This is a genomic window from uncultured Xanthomonas sp. (genome assembly GCF_964278005.1).
Taxonomy (GTDB): domain Bacteria; phylum Pseudomonadota; class Gammaproteobacteria; order Xanthomonadales; family Xanthomonadaceae; genus Xanthomonas_A; species Xanthomonas_A sontii.
Genome location: NZ_CAXYKF010000023.1, coordinates 472,738 through 490,618, shown reverse-complemented (window position 1 = coordinate 490,618; position 17,881 = coordinate 472,738). Strand labels below are relative to the sequence as shown.

Annotated in this window: 13 protein-coding genes; 9 read left to right on the top strand and 4 right to left on the bottom strand. The window is 70.0% G+C overall.

All coding sequences use genetic code 11. The features are described 5' to 3' along the window. Nucleotides 1-183 precede the first annotated feature (183 nt). From ACHWVH_RS16445 to ACHWVH_RS16430, 4 genes are all read left to right on the top strand, one after another. Entirely contained in the window at nucleotides 184-1,374 is a 1,191-nt protein-coding gene (locus ACHWVH_RS16445) for an OprO/OprP family phosphate-selective porin (RefSeq protein WP_394687566.1), read from the top strand. A 131-nt stretch (nucleotides 1,375-1,505) separates the two neighbouring features. Continuing rightward, nucleotides 1,506-2,831, top strand: coding sequence for a CitMHS family transporter (locus ACHWVH_RS16440; RefSeq protein WP_152239646.1), 1,326 nt, complete (start codon nucleotides 1,506-1,508; stop codon nucleotides 2,829-2,831). Between the two features lie 107 nt (nucleotides 2,832-2,938). Then, entirely contained in the window at nucleotides 2,939-3,679 is a 741-nt protein-coding gene (gene phbB, locus ACHWVH_RS16435) for an acetoacetyl-CoA reductase (protein WP_010344527.1), read from the top strand. A gap of 215 nt (nucleotides 3,680-3,894) precedes the next feature. After that, nucleotides 3,895-4,926 (top strand): LacI family DNA-binding transcriptional regulator, encoded by a 1,032-nt coding sequence (locus tag ACHWVH_RS16430; RefSeq protein ID WP_152235867.1) that lies wholly within the window; start codon nucleotides 3,895-3,897, stop codon nucleotides 4,924-4,926. Between the two features lie 128 nt (nucleotides 4,927-5,054). On the opposite strand, the gene ACHWVH_RS16425 is transcribed toward ACHWVH_RS16430, so the two are convergent. Beyond that, entirely contained in the window at nucleotides 5,055-6,401 is a 1,347-nt protein-coding gene (locus ACHWVH_RS16425; RefSeq protein WP_394687700.1) for an MFS transporter, read from the bottom strand. A 299-nt stretch (nucleotides 6,402-6,700) separates the two neighbouring features. On the opposite strand from ACHWVH_RS16425, the gene ACHWVH_RS16420 reads away from it, so the two are divergent. Then, nucleotides 6,701-9,160, top strand: a complete 2,460-nt coding sequence (locus ACHWVH_RS16420) for a TonB-dependent receptor domain-containing protein (protein WP_394687565.1) — start codon at nucleotides 6,701-6,703, stop codon at nucleotides 9,158-9,160. A gap of 47 nt (nucleotides 9,161-9,207) precedes the next feature. Beyond that, on the top strand, nucleotides 9,208-11,127 hold the full coding sequence (locus ACHWVH_RS16415; protein ID WP_394687564.1) for an alpha-amylase family glycosyl hydrolase: 1,920 nt from the start codon (nucleotides 9,208-9,210) through the stop codon (nucleotides 11,125-11,127). 346 nt (nucleotides 11,128-11,473) lie between these two features. Here ACHWVH_RS16415 and ACHWVH_RS16410 read toward each other — a convergent pair whose 3' ends face one another. The 3 genes from ACHWVH_RS16410 to rsgA form a co-directional block, all read right to left on the bottom strand. Beyond that, a complete protein-coding gene (locus ACHWVH_RS16410) occupies nucleotides 11,474-12,157 on the bottom strand; it encodes a type 1 glutamine amidotransferase domain-containing protein (RefSeq protein WP_295938016.1) in 684 nt (227 codons plus the stop codon). 101 nt (nucleotides 12,158-12,258) lie between these two features. After that, on the bottom strand, nucleotides 12,259-13,503 hold the full coding sequence (locus ACHWVH_RS16405; protein ID WP_394687563.1) for a flavohemoglobin expression-modulating QEGLA motif protein: 1,245 nt from the start codon (nucleotides 13,501-13,503) through the stop codon (nucleotides 12,259-12,261). A gap of 8 nt (nucleotides 13,504-13,511) precedes the next feature. Continuing rightward, nucleotides 13,512-14,624 carry a ribosome small subunit-dependent GTPase A gene (gene rsgA, locus ACHWVH_RS16400; RefSeq protein WP_295928328.1) on the bottom strand — a complete coding sequence of 371 codons (1,113 nt, stop codon included), beginning with the start codon at nucleotides 14,622-14,624 and terminating at the stop codon, nucleotides 13,512-13,514. Nucleotides 14,625-14,931: 307 nt separating this feature from the next. Here rsgA and ACHWVH_RS16395 point away from each other — a divergent pair, with 307 nt between their 5' ends. The 3 genes from ACHWVH_RS16395 (at nucleotide 14,932) to ACHWVH_RS16385 (ending at nucleotide 17,654) form a co-directional block, all read left to right on the top strand. Continuing rightward, nucleotides 14,932-16,209, top strand: coding sequence for a pyridoxal phosphate-dependent aminotransferase (locus tag ACHWVH_RS16395; protein WP_043094783.1), 1,278 nt, complete (start codon nucleotides 14,932-14,934; stop codon nucleotides 16,207-16,209). A gap of 74 nt (nucleotides 16,210-16,283) precedes the next feature. Further along, nucleotides 16,284-16,925: an SGNH/GDSL hydrolase family protein gene (locus ACHWVH_RS16390; protein ID WP_152237753.1), complete on the top strand. Its 642-nt coding sequence runs from the start codon at nucleotides 16,284-16,286 to the stop codon at nucleotides 16,923-16,925. A 57-nt stretch (nucleotides 16,926-16,982) separates the two neighbouring features. Further along, nucleotides 16,983-17,654, top strand: coding sequence for a methyltransferase domain-containing protein (locus ACHWVH_RS16385; RefSeq protein ID WP_394687699.1), 672 nt, complete (start codon nucleotides 16,983-16,985; stop codon nucleotides 17,652-17,654). Nucleotides 17,655-17,881 lie beyond the last annotated feature (227 nt).

Genomic DNA, 17,881 nt, shown 5'->3' with positions numbered 1-17,881 from the left:
ACAGCAACGGCAGAAGCCTAGCGCATCCAGGAACGTGCTTTTTCGATTCCCCATTCTCGATTCCCGATTCCCCACCGCCGACAGGTCGTTGACAGCTACCTCCGACTAGGCTGCGTCCATGCCGGTCCGCGGCCGTTGCGGGCGGACCGATCCAATCGCTGCGACACGCACCTGGGAGGGGACGTGGAACTGAAGACTCTGACATGGGGCAGCGCCTGCGCGTTGCTGTGCCTGGCCGGATCGGCGCACGCCGCCAGCGACGACAACGGCCCGGTGACCGCCGAACTCGGCGGGCGCCTGCACTGGGATTTCGCCCACTTCGACAACGACCGGCGCGGCACGCCCAATCCCGACGACACCGAGATCCGCCGCTTGTGGCTGGACGTGTCCGGCAAGGTCTTCGGCTTCGGCTACAAGGTCGAAGGCGATTTCGCCGGGCTGCAGGACGACTTCAACGGCAAGGGCATCGAGGCCAAGGACGTCTACCTCACCCGCAAATTCGATGCCGGCACGCTCACTGTGGGCCAGTTCAAGCAGTACTTCACGCTCGACGACCGCACCGGCTCCAACTTCGGCCAGTTCCTGGAGCGCAGCGGCGCAGCCAGTACGCTGGCGCCGCTGTACCGCAAGGCGGTGTCGTGGCAGGCCGCGGGCACCGACTACACCTGGGCGGCCAGCGTCTACAGCCTGCAGAGCATCGACGTCTCCAACGTCCGCGGCCAAGCGTTCGGCGGCCGCGGCACCTGGGCGCCGGGCGCGCGCGACGGCGACGTGCTGCACCTGGGCCTGTCGCTGGCGCACGAGCACTACGACCATCCCGGTGCCGGCGGCGCGCCGGCGCTGAGCATCCGCCCGCGCCCGGCCGGGCACCTGTCCGACGACAGCCGCGTCACCCTGGCGCGCTTCGCCGACGGCCGCGACACCGACGTGGACAAGTGGTCGCTGGAATACGCGCAGGTGCGCGGGCCGCTGTCGTGGCAGGGCGAATTCAGCGGCGGGCTGTTCGACGACGGCGCGCAGCGCGCCGACGTGATGGCGGCCTACGGCTTCGTCAGTTGGTTCGCCACCGGCGAATCGCGCCGCTACGACAGCAAGACCGGGCGTTTCACCCGCATCAGGCAGGTCAATCACAACTACGGCGCCTTCGAGCTGGCGCTGCGCTACGACCGCATGTGGGGCGCGCAGCACCGCGACGGGCAACCCGATCTGCTCGACGCCTCCACCGCCTCGTGGACGCTCGCCGGCAACTGGTACCTCAAGCCGAACCTGCGGCTGATGCTCAACCTGATCGACAGCCGCAACCGCGATCACCTGGCCGGCGTGACGCTGGATCACACCAGGGCGATCACCGGGCGCTTTCAGTATGACTTCTGAGTGCCGGGATTGGGGAATGGGGATTCGGGATTCGCAACGGCGGGATCGTGCGATGTGACGTCTGGTCGGCCTCTTTTCGGATCCTTGATGCGGGGTCCATCTTCTTTCATGCACTGCCCTGAGGAACTTCCATGCTGACCGCGCTCGGTTTCGGAATGGTCATTACCTTCATGTACCTGATCATGAGCAAGCGGCTGTCGCCGCTGGTCGCGCTGATCATCGTCCCGATCGCGTTCGCGCTGGCCGGCGGCTTCGGCACCGGCATCAACGAGATGATGCTGGAGGGGATCAAGAAGATCGCGCCCACCGGCGTCATGCTGATGTTCGCGATCCTGTACTTCGGGGTGATGATCGACGCCGGCCTGTTCGATCCGCTGGTGCGGCGCATCCTGCGCCTGGTCAAGGGCGACCCGATGAAGATCGTGGTCGGCACCGCGGTGCTGGCGCTGCTGATCTCGCTCGACGGCGACGGCTCCACCACCTACATGATCACCGTCTCGGCGATGCTGCCGCTGTACCGGCGGCTGGGCATGAACGCGCTGAACATGACCTGCGTGACCATCCTCGCCGGCGGGGTGATGAACCTGACGCCGTGGGGCGGCCCGACCGCACGCGCGGCCACCGCGCTGCACGTGGACCCGGCCGACGTGTTCGTGCCGCTGGTGCCGGCGATGGCGCTGGCGATCGTCGGCATCCTGCTGCTGGCCTGGTACCTGGGTATGAAGGAACGCCGCCGCCTCGGCGTGGTGACGCTGCCCGGCGATGCCTGGATGGACGGCAGCGTGGCCGACGACGGCGAGGCGCTGCCCACCGTGGAGGATGCCGAGGACATCAAGCGGCCGCGGCTGCTGTGGGTGAACCTGGCGCTGACCCTGGCGCTGATGGCGGCGCTGGTGATCGGCGTGCTGCCGATGCCGGTGCTGTTCATGATCGGCTTCGCCCTGGCGCTGCTGATCAACTACCCGAACCTGGCCGAGCAGCGCCGGCGCCTGGTCAACCATGCCGGCAACGTGCTGTCGGTGGTGTCGCTGATCTTCGCCGCGGGCGTGTTCACCGGCATCCTCTCCAACACCGGCATGGTCGAGGCGATGTCGCGCAGCTTCCTGGCGGTGATCCCCGACGCATGGGGGCCGTACCTGGCGGTGATCACCGCACTGGCGAGCATGCCCTTCACCTTCTTCATGTCCAACGACGCCTTCTACTTCGGCGTGCTGCCGATCCTGTCCGACGCCGCCAGCCACTACGGCATCACCCCGGTGGAAATGGCCCGCGCCTCGCTGGCCGGGCAGCCGGTGCACCTGCTCAGCCCACTGGTGCCCTCCACCTACCTGCTGGTCGGCCTGGCCAAGGTCGACTTCGCCGACCACCAGCGCTTCACCCTGAAGTGGGCGGTACTGGTGTCGTTGGTGTTGATGGGTGGCAGCTTGTTGTTCGCACTGTATCCGTTGGCCGCTTGAGCGCTGCCGGGAATGGGGAATCGAGAATCGGGAATCGCAAGAGCGGCCCCGCTTCCCACCATTCCCGATTCCCCACTCCCCATTCCCAACTCCGAAGGAGTTAAGCCATGACCCTCCGCATCGCCTACGTCACCAGCGGCATGGGCAGCATCGGCACCGCGATCTGCCAGAAGCTGGCGCGCAACGGCCATACCGTGGTCGCCGGCTGCGGGCCGGACTCGCCGCGCAAGTCGGCGTGGCTGCGCGAGCAGCGCGAGCTCGGCTTCGACTTCATCGCCTCCGAGGGCAACGCCACCGACTGGGATTCGACGGTGGCGGCGTTCGCCAAGGTCAAGGCCGAGGTCGGCGAGATCGACGTGCTGGTCAACAACGCCGGCGGCAGCCGCGACATGCTGTTCCGGCAGATGGGCCGCGAGGACTGGCAGGCGGTGATCGCCAGCAACCTGCATGCGCTGTTCAACATCACCAAGCAGGTGGTGGACGGCATGACCGCGCGCGGCTGGGGCCGTATCGTCAACATCGGCGCGGTCAGCGCGCAGAAGGGTCAGATCGGGCAGATCAACTACGCCACCGCCAAGGCGGCGATGCAGGGCTTCAGCCGCGCGCTGGCGCAGGAAGTGGCCTCGCGCGGCGTCACCGTCAACACGGTGTCACCCGGCTACATCGCCAGCGCGGCGATCAGCGGCTTCCCGCCGGACGTGCTCGATCGTCTCGCCAGTTCGGTGCCGCTGCGCCGGCTCGGCAAGCCCGAGGAAGTGGCGGCGCTGTGCGCCTGGCTGGCCTCGGACGAGGCCGCCTACGTCACCGGCGCCGACTACGCGGTCAACGGCGGCCTGCACATGGCCTAGCGCCTCGCCTGCCCCGCATGGCGCCACGGTTGCGCGTGCATGCAGCGGAGACGCGGGACGTGGACCTGCGCTCGACCGCGGCGGATGCGCCCGCGCGCAGCCGCCGGATTCGGCAGGCAGGCACGCCGCGGCACTGCAGCCGCGGCGTGCAAAGCGCCGCGACGCCCGCCTGGCATACACTGCCGGTTCCGCTTCGTCCGTCGCGCCCGCTCCGCATGTCCGACAAACCCGAACCCGGCGCGCCCGCCGCGCGCCTGCAGATGGCCGACATCGCGCGCATGGCCGGCGTCTCCGAATCCACGGTGTCGCGTGCGCTGGCCGACAACCCGGTGGTCGCCGAACGCACCCGCGCCTATATCAAGCAACTCGCCCGCGACGCCGGCTACCGGGTCGATCCGGTCGCGCGCAGCCTGCGCTCGCGCCGCTCCAACATCGTCTGCGTGGCGGTGCCGCTGATGCACGCGCACGAGCAGCCGCTGTCGGACCCGTTCATGATGACCATGCTGGCGCTGCTGGCCGACGCGCTGACCGCGCGCGGCTACAGCATGCTGCTGTCCAAGCTGGACCAGCACCAGGACCACTGGGTCGAGGACCTGGCACGCAACAGCCGCGCCGACGGCGTCATCATGCTCGGCCAGAGCCACGAGCACGCCTCGCTCGACGCCGCCGCGCGCGGCGGCCTGCCGATGCTGGTGTGGGGCAGCCGCATCGACGGCCAGGCCTATGCCAGCGTGGGCAGCGACAACCTGCGCGGCGGCGAACTGGCCACCGCACACCTGATCGAACATGGCCGCCGGCGCATCGCCTTCCTCGGCGACGAGCAGTTGCCGGAAGTGGCGCCGCGCTTCGCCGGCTACCGGCGCATGCTCGACGCGCACGGCCTGACGTTCGACCCGCGGCTGCACGCGCGCAGCCACTTCCTCAGCGAGGACGCCTACCGCCTGACCCGCGCGATGCTGAAGAAGACCGATCCGCCGGATGCGGTGTTTGCCGCCTCCGACGTGATCGCCCTGGGCGCGATCCGCGCCCTCATCGAAGCCGGCCACCGCGTGCCGCAGGACATCGCCCTGGTCGGCTTCGACGACATCCCCCTGGCCGCCTACAGCCAGCCACCGCTGACCACCGTGCGCCAGGACCTGGCCCAGGCCGCCACCCTGCTGGTGGACGGCGTGCTGAACCTGATCGCCGGCACGCCGGTGGAATCGGTGGAGCTGCCGGTGAGTCTGGTCGTGCGGGAGTCGGCCTGAGGGCTGGGAATGGGGAGTCGGGAATAGGGAATCGGAAAAGCGTTGGTCGCGCGCTGACGCTGAGTCAGCTGGCCTAGGGCTCTACATTCGAATTAGGGAGTTGGGGAGATCGGTCAGCACGCGGAGTTTCAGCGCACGATGCCGCGCTTTTCCGATTCCCCATTCCCGGTTCCCCATTCCCGACGCTTCACCAACACCATCGCCACCGCCGCCGCCAGCATCAGCGCGCCGGCCAGGCGAATGACGTTGCGCGGGTCGCCCTGCAGCAGGCGGTCGTAGTACAGCGGCAGGGTCACGATCTGGATCAGCATCGGCAGCACGATGAACAGGTTGAACAAGCCCATGTACACGCCGGTGCGCTCGGGCGGGATGCTGTTGGCCAGCATCAGGTAGGGATTGCCCATCATGCTGGCCCAGGCCAGGCCGATGCCGAGCATCGGCAGCAGCAGCAGCCAGCGATCGTGGATCGACGGCAGCACGCACATGCCGATGCCGGCGGCGACCAGGCAGGCGGCGTGGGTGGCCTTGGGGCCGAACCGCCGCGCCACCGGCACCATCGCGAACGCGGCCAGGAAGGCGACGAAGTTGTAGAAGCCGCCGATCTGCCCGTTGACCAGGCCGGCCTCGCGGAAGCCATGCGAATCGGCCGCGGTGGTGCCGAACAGCGTGGTCGACAGCGACAGCACGATGTACTGCCAGTAGCAGAACATCGCATACCACTGGAACAGCATCACCGGCGCCATCTGCCGCATCGTCGGCGGCATCTGTCGCACCGCGTCGACGATCTCGCGCAGCGTCGCCAGCGGCCCGACCGCGGCGCTGCGCAAGCGCTGCAGCTCCGCCGCCGGCAGCATCGGCTCGCGCACGCTGCGCGCGGTGAGCAGGATCGAGGCGGCGGAGAAGCCCGCACCGATCGCGAACGCGGCGATGGTGACGTAGGGAATGTGGTGGGCGTTGGCCGCGTCCTGGTTCATGCCCAGCCACACCAGCAACGGCGGGGTGACATAGGCCAGGGTCTGGCCGAGGCCGGTGAACGCGCTCTGGGTCAGGTAGCCCAGCGGCCGCTGCGGCGGCGCCAGCACGTCGCTGACCAGCGCGCGGTACGGCTCCATCGCCACGTTGTTGGCCGCATCCAGCATCCACAGCAGCGCCACCGCCATCCACAGCGCCACGCTGAAGGGCATGGTCAGCAGGCACAGGCTGCACACCAGCGCGCCCACCACCATGTACGGCATGCGCCGGCCCCAGCGGGTCACGGTACGGTCGCTGAGCACGCCGACCACCGGTTGCAGCACCAGCCCGGTGATCGGGCCGGCCAGCCACAGGTACGGCAGGTTGGCGTGGTCGGCGCCCAGGTAGTTGTAGATCGGGCTCATGTTGCTCTGCTGCAGCCCGAAGCTGTACTGCACGCCGAAGAAACCGGCGTTGAGCGCCAGCACGCGCGAGAGCGGAAGCAGGGGACGATCGGAACGCATGAGCATCGGCATCGGCCTGGGCGGGTCGGGCACGCGGGAGGTGTGCCGCAGCGGCGGAGCGGAGTGTCGCCGCGCCTGCAATCGTTTGTAACGCTGCGCCGCACCATGCAGAATGCCTCGATCTCTCAGCGATAAGATTGGCGTAAGCGCCATTGGTGGATTTGCTGCACTGCAAATTGCAATCGATTGCGGACGGCCGTATCTGTACGCCGCCGCACCCACCGACCGCGCCGCGCCCTGCCCGTTCCGGCAGCGGCGCGCCGCCACCCACTGCACCACTCGCTTCGGGAGAGACAGCGATGCATCACCCTTCGATCCGCCTGCAGACCCTGGCCCTGGCCGTCGCCGCGGCGCTGTCCGCACCGGCTGCGCTCGCGCAACAGGCCACACCCGCCGCTGCCGACGGCCCGGCGGCGCAGGGCGACGTGGTCAGCCTGGACTCGGTCTTCGTCACCGGCACCGCCACGCCCAAGAGCAAGCTCAAGTCCAGCGTCTCGGTGAGCACGGTCGGCGCCGAGGCGATCGAACAGTCGGCGCCGCGCAGCACCGCCGAGATCTTCCGCAACATCCCCGGCATCCGCTCCGAATCCAGCGGCGGCGAAGGCAATGCCAACATCGCCGTGCGCGGCCTGCCGGTCGCCTCCGGCGGGGCCAAGTTCCTGCAGTTGCAGGAAGACGGGCTGCCGGTGCTGGAGTTCGGCGACATCGCCTTCGGCAACGCCGACATCTTCCTGCGCGCCGACTACAGCCTGGAGCGCATCGAGGCGATTCGCGGCGGCTCGGCCTCCACCTTCGCCAGCAACTCGCCCGGCGGCATCATCAACTTCATCAGCAAGACCGGCGACACCGCCGGCGGCAGCGTCGGCCTCACCCGCGGCCTGGGCGGCTACGACAACACCCGCCTGGACTTCGACTACGGCGCACCGTTCGCCGAGCACTGGCAGTTCAACGTCGGCGGCTTCTACCGCCGCGGCGACGGCATCCGCGACGCCGGCTACACCACCGACAAGGGCGGCCAGCTCAAGGCCAACCTGACCCGGCTGTTCGACAACGGCTACGTGCGCGTCTACGCCAAGTACCTCAACGACCGCGCCGCCGGCTACCTGCCGGTGCCGACCCGGGTCAGCGGCCGCGACGGGTCGCCGCACTTCGGCAGCATCGACGGTTTCGATCCCGGCACCGACACGCTGTACAGCCCGTACTTCCGCAGCAGCGCCACCCTCGATGGCGGCAACAAGCCCTCGCGGGTGGAACTGGGCGACGGCATGCATCCGCTGTCGCGTGCGTTCGGCGCCGAGGCGCAGTTCGACATCGGCGGTGGCTGGACCCTGACCGACAAGTTCCGCATCGCCGATACCTCCGGCCGCTTCGTTTCGCCATTCCCGGCGCAAGTCGCCGATGCCGGCGCGCTGGCGGCGAGCATCGGCGGCACCGGTGCCGGCCTGCGCTACGTCGACGGCCAGAACGCAGGCCAGGCCTACACCGGGCTGGCGCTGCGCACGCATCTGTTCAACGTGCACCTCAACGACCTGGGCAACGCGGTCAACGACCTCAGCCTGGCGCGCGACTTCGGCAGCGGCGACGGCGGCAACCTCAACCTCAAGGCCGGCTGGTACACCTCGCGGCAGACCATCGACGTGGACTGGACCTGGAACTCCTACGTGCAGTCGCTGGGCCACCGCCCGCGGCTGCTGGACGTGGTCGCCGCCGACGGCAGCCTGCGCTCGCAGGACGGCCTGTACGCCTACGGCGTGCCGTATTGGGGACTGGACAACACCCGCCACTACGACGTGCGTTACGACATCAACGCGCCGTACCTGGCGCTGAGCTGGGACCAGGGCCCGCTGAGCGTGGACGGCAGCCTGCGCTACGACATGGGCCGCGCGCGCGGCAACACCGCCGGCGGCGTGCTGGCCAGCAATGTCGACGTGAACGGCGACGGCGTGATCGAGGCGCCGGAGCAACGCGTGGCGACCATCGACTACGCCAACCCCAAGCCGGTGCGCTACGACTGGAACTACCTGTCGTATTCGTTCGGCGGCAACTACATGCTCAACGACGACCTGGCCGCATTCGCGCGCTACAGCCGCGGCGCCCGCGCCAACGCTGACCGCCTGCTGTTCGGCGTGGTCCGCGACGACGGCTCGGTGTCCTCCAACGAAGCGGTGAACGTGGTCAAGCAGCTCGAGGGCGGCCTGAAGTGGCGCAGCGGCGGGCTGAGCCTGTTCGCCACCGCCTTCGCCGCGCGCACCCAGGAGCAGAATTACGAAGCAACCACCCAGCGCTTCTTCGACCGCACCTACAAGGCGCACGGCGTGGAACTGGAAGCCGCGTACCGCACCGGCGGCTTCACCCTCAACGGTGGCCTGACCTGGACCGACGCCACCATCGACAAGGACCAGATCACCCCGGCCAACGCCGGCAACACCCCGCGTCGGCAGGCGCGCTTCGTCTGGCAGCTGACGCCGAGCTACCGCGGCGAGCGCTACCAGGTCGGGGTCAACGCGATCGGCACCAGTTCGGCCTACACCCAGGACAGCAACCAGCTGAAGATGCCCGGCTACACCCAGGTCAACCTGTTCGGCGACTACCGCATCACCGATGCGCTGACCGTCTCGCTCAACGTCAACAACCTGCTCAACACCTTCGGCCTGACCGAAGCGGAGGAAGCGTCGATCGCCGACGCGGCTTCCGGCGTGATCCGTGCGCGCTCGATCCCGGGCCGCACTTCCAGCATCAGCCTGCGCTACGACTTCTGACGAGGACCGCACATCCGCGCCCCACCGGGGGCGCGGCCAAGCCCCCCATGACCGCACCCGCCCCTTCCGCACTGTCCGCGCTCGCCCACACCCTGTGGCAGGCGCATCTGCAACCGGACGCCGCCGACGCAGTGCTGGCACGCCTGCAGCGTCACGGCGAACGCTTGCTCGCCCCATTGCATGCGCTGTACGGCGCGCATCCGGCGTTCGCGCAATGGCTGCCGCAGTGGCTGACGCAATTGGCGGCCACCGCCAACGCGCGGCCGTCGGCGCTGCGCCAGCTCGATGCCGAGCGCGCCCCTGACTGGTTCGCCACCCCGGCGATGCTCGGCTACAGCGCCTATGTCGACCGCTTCGCCGGGACCTTGCATGGCGTCGGCGAACGCGTGCCCTACCTGCAGGAACTGGGCGTGCGCTACCTGCACCTGCTGCCGTTCCTGCGCGCGCGCGCCGGCGACAACGATGGCGGCTTCGCGGTCAGCGACTACGGCCAGGTCGAACCGCGGCTCGGCGACACCGACGATCTGGCGGCGCTGACCGCGCGGCTGCGTGCGGCCGGAATCAGCCTGTGCGCCGACTTCGTGCTCAACCACACCGCCGACGACCATCCCTGGGCGCTGGCGGCCAAGCGCGGCGATGCGCGGCATCTGGACTACTACCACCACTTCCGCGACCGCGACGCGCCGGATGCCTACGAGCGCACCCTGGGCCAGGTGTTCCCGCACACCGCCCCGGGCAACTTCACCTGGGTGGAGGACGCCGACGCCTGGCTGTGGACCACGTTCTACCCCTACCAATGGGATCTGGACTGGAGCAACCCGGCGGTGTTCGGCGAAATGGCGCTGGCGCTGCTGCACCTGGCCAACCTGGGCGTGGAGGTGTTCCGCCTGGATTCCACCGCCTACCTGTGGAAGCGCCCGGGCACCGACTGCATGAACCAGCCGGAGGCGCACACCATCCTGCAGGCGCTGCGCGCACTCACCGACATCCTGGCCCCAGCGGTGCTGCTGAAGGCCGAGGCGATCGTGCCGATGGCACAGTTGCCGCCGTATTTCGGCGAAGGCGCCGCGCGCGGCCACGAATGCCACCTCGCCTACCACAGCACGCTGATGGCGGCCGGCTGGGTGGCCCTGGCCGAGCAGCGCGGCGACATCGTGCAGGCGGCGATCGCGCAGACACCGGCGCTGCCGCCGGCCTGCGGATGGCTCAGCTATGTGCGCTGCCACGACGACATCGGCTGGAACGTGCTGCAGCGCGAAGCCGCCGGTGGCGATGGCGTGGCGCCGTTCGCGCTGGCGCGCATCGCCCAGTTCTACGCCGGCGACACAGCGGACAGCTACGCGCGCGGCGAAGCCTTCCAGAGCAGCGGCGAGGGCGTGCACGGCAGCAACGGCATGAGCGCGGCCCTGACCGGCATCACGGCAGCGCTGGCCACCGATGATGCCGATGCGCTGGAACTGGGCGTGCGCCGTCTGCTGTTGCTGTACGCGGTGGCGCTGGCGATGCCGGGTATCCCGCTGTTGTACATGGGCGACGAACTGGCCCTGGGCAACGACGAGGCCTACCGCGACGACCCGCTGCGCCAGCACGAAGGCCGTTGGCTGCATCGCCCGGCGATGGACTGGGCACGCGCGGCGCAACGCCACGACACCGACAGCCTGCCCGGCCAGGTCTACACCCGCCTGCGCGGGTTGATCGCCGCGCGTGCCGCCACTGCGGCACTGGCCGCCGACCAGCCGTTGCGTGCCGTGCCGCTGGGCGATCCCGCCCTGCTCGGTTTGGCGCGCGGCGAGGCGTTCGTGGCGATGTACAACTTCAGTGCGGAGCCGGTTGCGGTGGATGTCGCCGCAACCTTGGGCGACGGCAACTGGCAGGCGATCGCCGATGGCGGCAGCGATCCCGCAGCGCTGGCGCATTGGAACGGCGCGCTGCCCGCGTACAGCCTGCGTTGGTGGCTGCGCGGCTGAGCCGAAAACAGCAGCGGCGCCGATCAGCGCCGCTGCGTTGCATCTGCGCTTTCGAGTGCGTGCAGTCGGTGCAGTCGGGACTGAAGTCCCTCCCACAGGCGCGCACCCTGGCTGGCACGCGGCGGCACATCTACTAGGCCTCGTAGGGGCGGCTTCAGCCGCGACCGGCATCAGTGCGAACGCCCGTCGCGGCTGAAGCCGCTCCTATAGAGGACAAACGGCGAAGGCTACAAAAGCGGCACGAGGTTGCGCTTCAACCGCTACGTCATCACCCCAGCGCAAACCAAAGCACCTCGCGTACCGAAAATGGCAAGTTAGCCTTGCCATCATCGCGCTCGATGAGTGCTCACTTCCCGCGCAGCATTCCCAGCAACGCTTCGGCCGCCGCCTCGGACGAGGCCGGGTTCTGCCCGGTGACCAGGCGGCCGTCCTCGACCACGTGCACGCCCCAATCGGCGACCTTGCTGTACTGGCCGCCCAGGCGCTGCAGTTCGTCCTCGACCAGGAACGGCACCACGTCGGTCAGGCCCACCGCGGCTTCCTCGCCGTTGGTGAAGCCGGTGACGCGACGGCCCTTCACCAGCGGCGTGCCATCGGCCGCGCTCACCCGGCGCAGCACGCCCGGCGCGTGGCAGACGAAGCCGACCGGCTTGTCGGCGTGCGCGAACGCTTCGATCAGGGCGATGGAATCGCGGTCCTCGGCCAAGTCCCACAGCGGGCCGTGGCCGCCCGGGTAGAACAGCGCGTCGTAGTCGTCCACGCGTACCGATGCCAGCGGATGCGTGCTCGCCAATTGCTGCTGCGCCGCCGAGTCGTCCTTGAAGCGGCGGGTGGCTTCGGTCTGCGCGTCCGGCGCATCGCTCTTCGGGTCAAGCGGCGGTTGCCCGCCCTTGGGCGACGCCAGGGTCAGTTCGGCGCCGGCATCCTTGAACGTGTAGTAAGGCGCGGCGAATTCTTCCAGCCAGAAGCCGGTCTTGTGGCCGGTGTCGCCAAGCTGGTCGTGCGACGTCAGCACCATCAGGATCTTCATGCGGATCTCCTTGTGAGGGGAAGCGGCCATGCGGAGGCAGGCCGGGCGCCGCAGTATCGGCAGCCGCACATTCGCGGCGGGTGAGCGCCGCGTGGCGCCGTTCAGTCCACCTGGTCCATGCGGATGCGGTTGGCGAACAGCGAGAACGCCAGCATCCCGGCCAGGCCGCTGGCGCGCGCGACCCACGTCGGCAACCAGCGCGGCGGCGCCAGCACGCCGGACTCGAACAGCGGCGCGAACGCGGCCACGTCCTCCAGCGCCATCTTGCCGGCGAACAGCCAGCGGCACAGCGGCAGCCGGTCGCGCTGCAGCGCCTGGCGGAAGAAGGTGTGCACCGACACCAGGCCGCGCAGGTACACGGTGTCCTTGGTGAACGCGGCGCCGCCGGTGGTCGGCACGCCGCGGAACACGCGCTGCGCCGAGGAGAAGCTTTCCGCCGGCGATTGCCCGGCCGCATCGAAGTAGCGGAACACCTCGATGAAGTCGGCGCCGTCGCGGGCCAGCGCGATCGCCTCGATGCGCAGGCTGATCCGCTTCATCCGCTCGATGTCGATGCTGCCGGTGATCTGCTCGGCGAAGGTCGCCAGGCCTTCCTGGGTGGCGGTGGTGCGCGGCGAGGACAGCGCCAGGCTCGGCAACTGCGCCTGTTGCCGGCCGTTGAGCGCGGTCAGCGAATGCACCAGCGCCTCGTGGTGGAACAGTTGCGCGCGGTCGTAGTCGCTGAAGTGCGCGCCGGAGCGCAGGCGGATGCGCTGCGCGCCGGCGGCGGCCTTGGCCAGCAGGTCCGGATCCAGTTCCACCGTGATCACCCGCGCGCCGAAGAATTCGTCCAGGTCGCGCTGCAGCAGCAGGCGCAAGGCGGTGGCCGACACCGGCACCTGCTCCTCGGCCGAGAACAGCTCGCGGTCCAGCTCGTGGGCGATGTGGATGAAATGGCCGGCGGCCTCGCGGGTGGTGGGACCGTGGCCAGGCATCGGGTCGTCCGGCACGCCGAACAACTGCGCCGAATACGTGCCCACCGCCGGCGTGCCCAGCGCTTCCAGCAGGGCGGCGGCCAGATCCCAGCTGTGCACCGAGGCCTGCAGGTAGGCGCCGAGCGGATGTGCCGGATCGGCGGCCTCGGCGATCGCCCCGAGCTCGCGGCGGGTGTCGGCGAAATCCAGCCTGGGGTAGTCCACCTGCGGCAGTTGCGGCTGGCCGCGCGCCACGCTCTCCAGGAACGGCGCCTGCAGCGCCACCGGCCAACTGGCCAGGGCCAGCAGGCGGATGCCGCGCACCGCCTTGACCAGCCGCGCGTCGAGCGCGGCATGGTGGCGGATCTCGACCGGCAGCACGCGCTTGGCCACGGCCGACGTCAGCGGCGCAGGGTGCGCGGTGGCGGACGCTTGCCGCCCGGTTTGCCACCGCTGGGCTTGCCGCCGCGGCCGGCGGCCGCGTTCTGCGCCTGGCGCTGCGCCAGCTTGCCGGCGGCGCCGGCGACCTCGTCGCGCAGCTTCAGGTAATTGGCCAAGCGCGCCTCCTCGATCTCGCCGCGCTCGATCGCCGCCTGCACCGCACAGCCCGGTTCGGCCTGGTGCGCGCAGTCGTTGAAGCGGCACTGCGCGGCCAGCGCCTCGATGTCGGCGAAGCCGCCCTCGGCCAGGTCTTCCTCGCCGGTGGGCTTGAGTTCGCGCATGCCCGGGGTGTCGATCAGGCAGGCGCCGGATGGCAGCGGCAGCAGCGCGCGATGGGTGGTGGTGTGGCGGCCGCGCGAGTCGGTGGCGCGCACCGCCGCGGTGCGCATCTTCTGCACGCCGAGCAAGGTGTTGGTGAGGGTGGACTTGCCGGCACCGGACGAGCCGACCAGCACCGCGGTCTGCCCCGGCCCCAGCCACGGCCGCAGCGCGTCGACACTGTCGGCCTGGCGGGCGTTGACCGTGAGCAGCGGAATCGCCTGCGCCGCCAGTTCCTCCAGCACCGCCAGCGCGTCGTCGGCGTACTCGGTGAGGTCGGCCTTGGTCAGCACCACCACCGGCGCGGCACCACCGCCGCCCACCAGCAGCAGATAGCGCTCGATCCGGCGCGGATTGAAGTCCGCATCCAGGCCGCAGACGATGAACACCGTATCGATGTTGGCCGCGATCACCTGCTGGTGGTAGTGCTCGCCGGCGGCGCCGCGCTTGATCGCGGTGCGCCGCGGCAGCAAGGCGACGATGCGCGTGTCCTCCAGCAACACCCAGTCGCCGACCGCGGCGCGCTCGTGGCTGGGAAAGCGCGGCCGCTGCCAGTCCGGCAGCGATTCGACCTTGAATCCGGTGTCCACCGCATCGGCGACCACATAGCCGGTGCGGTGCTGCTCCACCACCCGCGCCGGCCGCGCCTGCGGATGCGTCTCGAACAGCGCGCGCCAGGCCGGCTCCTCGGGCATTCCGGGCCAGGGCCAGCCGATGGGGCGCAACGCGTCGAAGTCGATCGGGGAGGTGGTCATGGGCGAATTCTAGAGGGTGCGCCGCGCCCAAAGGTGAGCGCAGGGCGGCCACTGGGACACGCGCGGGGCGGCGCCTTGCGTGGTTGGCCCGCGCCGCAGGCGGCGTCCCGGGAGTCGCCAGCAGCGGCGCATGACCCGCGCGACGCGTGTGTGGCCGCCACACGGGCCAGCCACGGCGCCTCGTCCAATGCAGCGCCGAGCGTGGCGGCCGGGCGCCGTAGACGACCCGTCACCGCGCGCCCTACCGCCCCGCCGCGGTGTCACATTTCCGCTACCATGCAGGTCCCACGCCCCACCGGCCAATGCGATGCCCACCCTGCCGATCAAGCCGCTCGCGATCCGCGAACGCCTGTCCGAAGTCCGCTACGAGATCCGCGGCGAACTGGCACGGCGAGCCCGCGAGCTGGAGGCCCAGGGGCGCAAACTGATCAAGCTCAACATCGGCAATCCCGGCGCGTTCGGCTTCCGTGCGCCCGAGCACCTGCAGCGCGCGATCGCCGACGACATGGGCCGCACCGATCCCTATACCCACCAGCAGGGCCTGCCGGAGGCGCGCGAGGCGATCGCCGCGGCCTACGCCCGGCGCCAGCATCCGGACGCGCACCCGGACCGCATCTTCGTCGGCAACGGCGTCAGCGAGCTGATCGACCTGTCGCTGCGCGCGCTGCTCAACCCGGGCGACGAGGTGCTTGTACCGTCGCCGGATTACCCGCTGTGGTCGGCCGCCACCATCCTCAACGACGGCCGCCCGGTGTACTACCGCTGCGCGCCGGAGAACGGCTTCCAGCCCGACCCGGTGGAGATCGAGACGCTGGTGTCTTCACGCACCCGCGCCATCGTGCTGATCAACCCGAACAACCCCAGCGGCGCCAGCTACTCGCGGGCGCTGCTGGAGAAGATCGTCGCCATCGCGATCAAGCACAACCTGCTGCTGATGGTCGACGAGATCTACGACCAGGTGCTGTACGACGAGGCGGAGTTCGTGTCGGTGGCACCGCTGGCCGGCGCGCATCCGTGCATCAGCTTCGGCGGCCTGAGCAAGGTGCACCGCGCCTGCGGCTGGCGCGTGGGCTGGGCGCTGCTGTCGGGCGACGCCGAGCGCGTCGGCGATTTCCGCAACGCCATGGACCTGCTCGGCGCGCTGCGCCTGTGCGCCAACGTCCCCGGCCAGTTCGCCATCGATGCCGCGGTCAACGGCCCGGACACGATCTCGCCGCTGTGCGCCCCGGGTGGACGCCTGTACGAAACGCGCCGCGCGGTGCTCGAGGCGTGCGCGGCCAGCGAGCACCTGTCGCTGGTGCAGCCGGCCGGCGCGCTGTACGCGTTCCCGGCCGTGGTCGGCGCCGCCGCGCGCGGCTTCGACGATCACGCCTTCGCGCTGGAGCTGATGGAACAGGAAGGCGTGCTGGTGGTGCCCGGCTCCAGCTTCAACGTGCCCTACCGGCACCATTTCCGCGTCACCCTGCTGCCGGAGGCGGCGACGATGCGCGAGGTGTTCGCGCGCATCGATCGTGTCCTGGCGCGCCGCGCCGAGGATGCCACCAAGGTGGTGCCGCTGAAGCCGCGGGCGGCTGTGGGGCGGTGAGTGGGGAATGGCTAAGCGTGCGCCGTTCCTGGATCGCGTATCCCGGTGATATGGCAGCTGCCGGTTCCGCTTAGATGAGCAAAGGTAGTTTCGCCACGCCCGAGCACACACCGCTGCGCTACCTGGCGCTGGGCGATTCCTACAGCATCGGCGAAGGCGTGGACGCCGACGGACGCTGGCCGATGCAACTGGCCGCGGCGCTGCGCCGCGACGGCATCGCCCTGGCCGATCCGCAGATCGTCGCCACCACCGGCTGGACCACCGACGAACTGGACGCCGGCATCGACGCGGCCGCGCCGCAGGGGCCGTTCGACCTGGTGACGCTGCTGATCGGCGTCAACAACCAGTACCGCGGCTATCCGCTCGACGACTATCGCGCGCAGTTCGACGCGCTGCTGCAGCGTGCGATCGGTTTCGCCGACGCGCGGCCGCAGCGGGTTCTGGCGGTGTCGATCCCGGATTGGGGCGTGACCGCGTTCGCACAGCCGCCCGCCCACGATCCGGCGCGCATCGCCGCGCAGATCGACGCCTTCAACGCCGCCGCGCAGGCCTGCTGCGCCGCGCGCGCGGTGCGCTTCGTCGATATCACCGGCTGCAGCCGCGATGGCGGCGGCGACCCGGCGATGCTGGCCGCGGACGGGCTGCATCCGTCGGCGGCGATGTATGCGCGCTGGACCGCGCGGCTGTTGCCGGCGGCACGCGATGCGTTAGCCTAGCTGGCGTACGCCCGCTGCCAAGGACCGACATTGCGCGACGCCAGCACCACCCAGCCCATGACCCGCCCGCAGGCCCTGGCCATCGCCCGCGCCTTCCTGCCCACGCATCCGCTGGGCAACCGCTACGACTACTACTACACGCGCACCAAGCTGCGCACCGATCCGCTCTACCCCGGCGTGCTCGCCGCGCTGCGCGGCACCGACGCGCCGGTGCTGGACCTGGGCTGCGGGCTGGGCCTGCTCGCGCACGCGCTGCGCGCCGACGGCCAGCGCCAGCGCTACCACGGCGTGGACATCGATGCGGCCAAGATCCGCCGCGCCGCGTCCATTGCCGCGCGCAACGGGCTGCAGGACACGCATTTCGCCGTGGTCGACCTGGGCCAGTCCTGGCCCGAGCACCACGGCAGCGTCGCGATCCTGGACGTGCTGCAGTACCTGCATCGCGACATGCAGTCCAACCTGATCCGCAGCGTGGCGCGGATGCTCACCCCCGGCGCCAAGCTGGTGATCCGCAGCGGCCTGGGCGATGCCAGCGGCCGCGGCCGCACCAGCCGCATCACCGACGTGCTCGCGCACCTGGCCGGCTGGATGCAGGAGTTGCCCAAGGCCTACCCCACCCGCGACAGCCTGCAGGCCCAGCTCGACGCCGCCGGCCTGCGCGCCAGCTTCGCGCCGCTGTACGGCAACACGCCGTTCAACAACTGGCTGATCGTGGCGGAACCGCGTTGACGTCGCAGCTGTCGCGCGAACTCCCGGTCTGCACGACCTTCTCGCCGATCGTGGCCCAGCGCGCGCGACAGCGAGCGCCCTCCGCGTCGGCGCGTTCCCCTCTGCAAGCTGCCATGCCGCCGCACAGCGGCATGGAGATGGCCTCCATGCACTGAAGGCTGCAGTGCGCGAAAGACGGCCTCTGGCGGTTCCTGGCGGACGGTTTTCAGGTGTGCGATAGTCCGCCC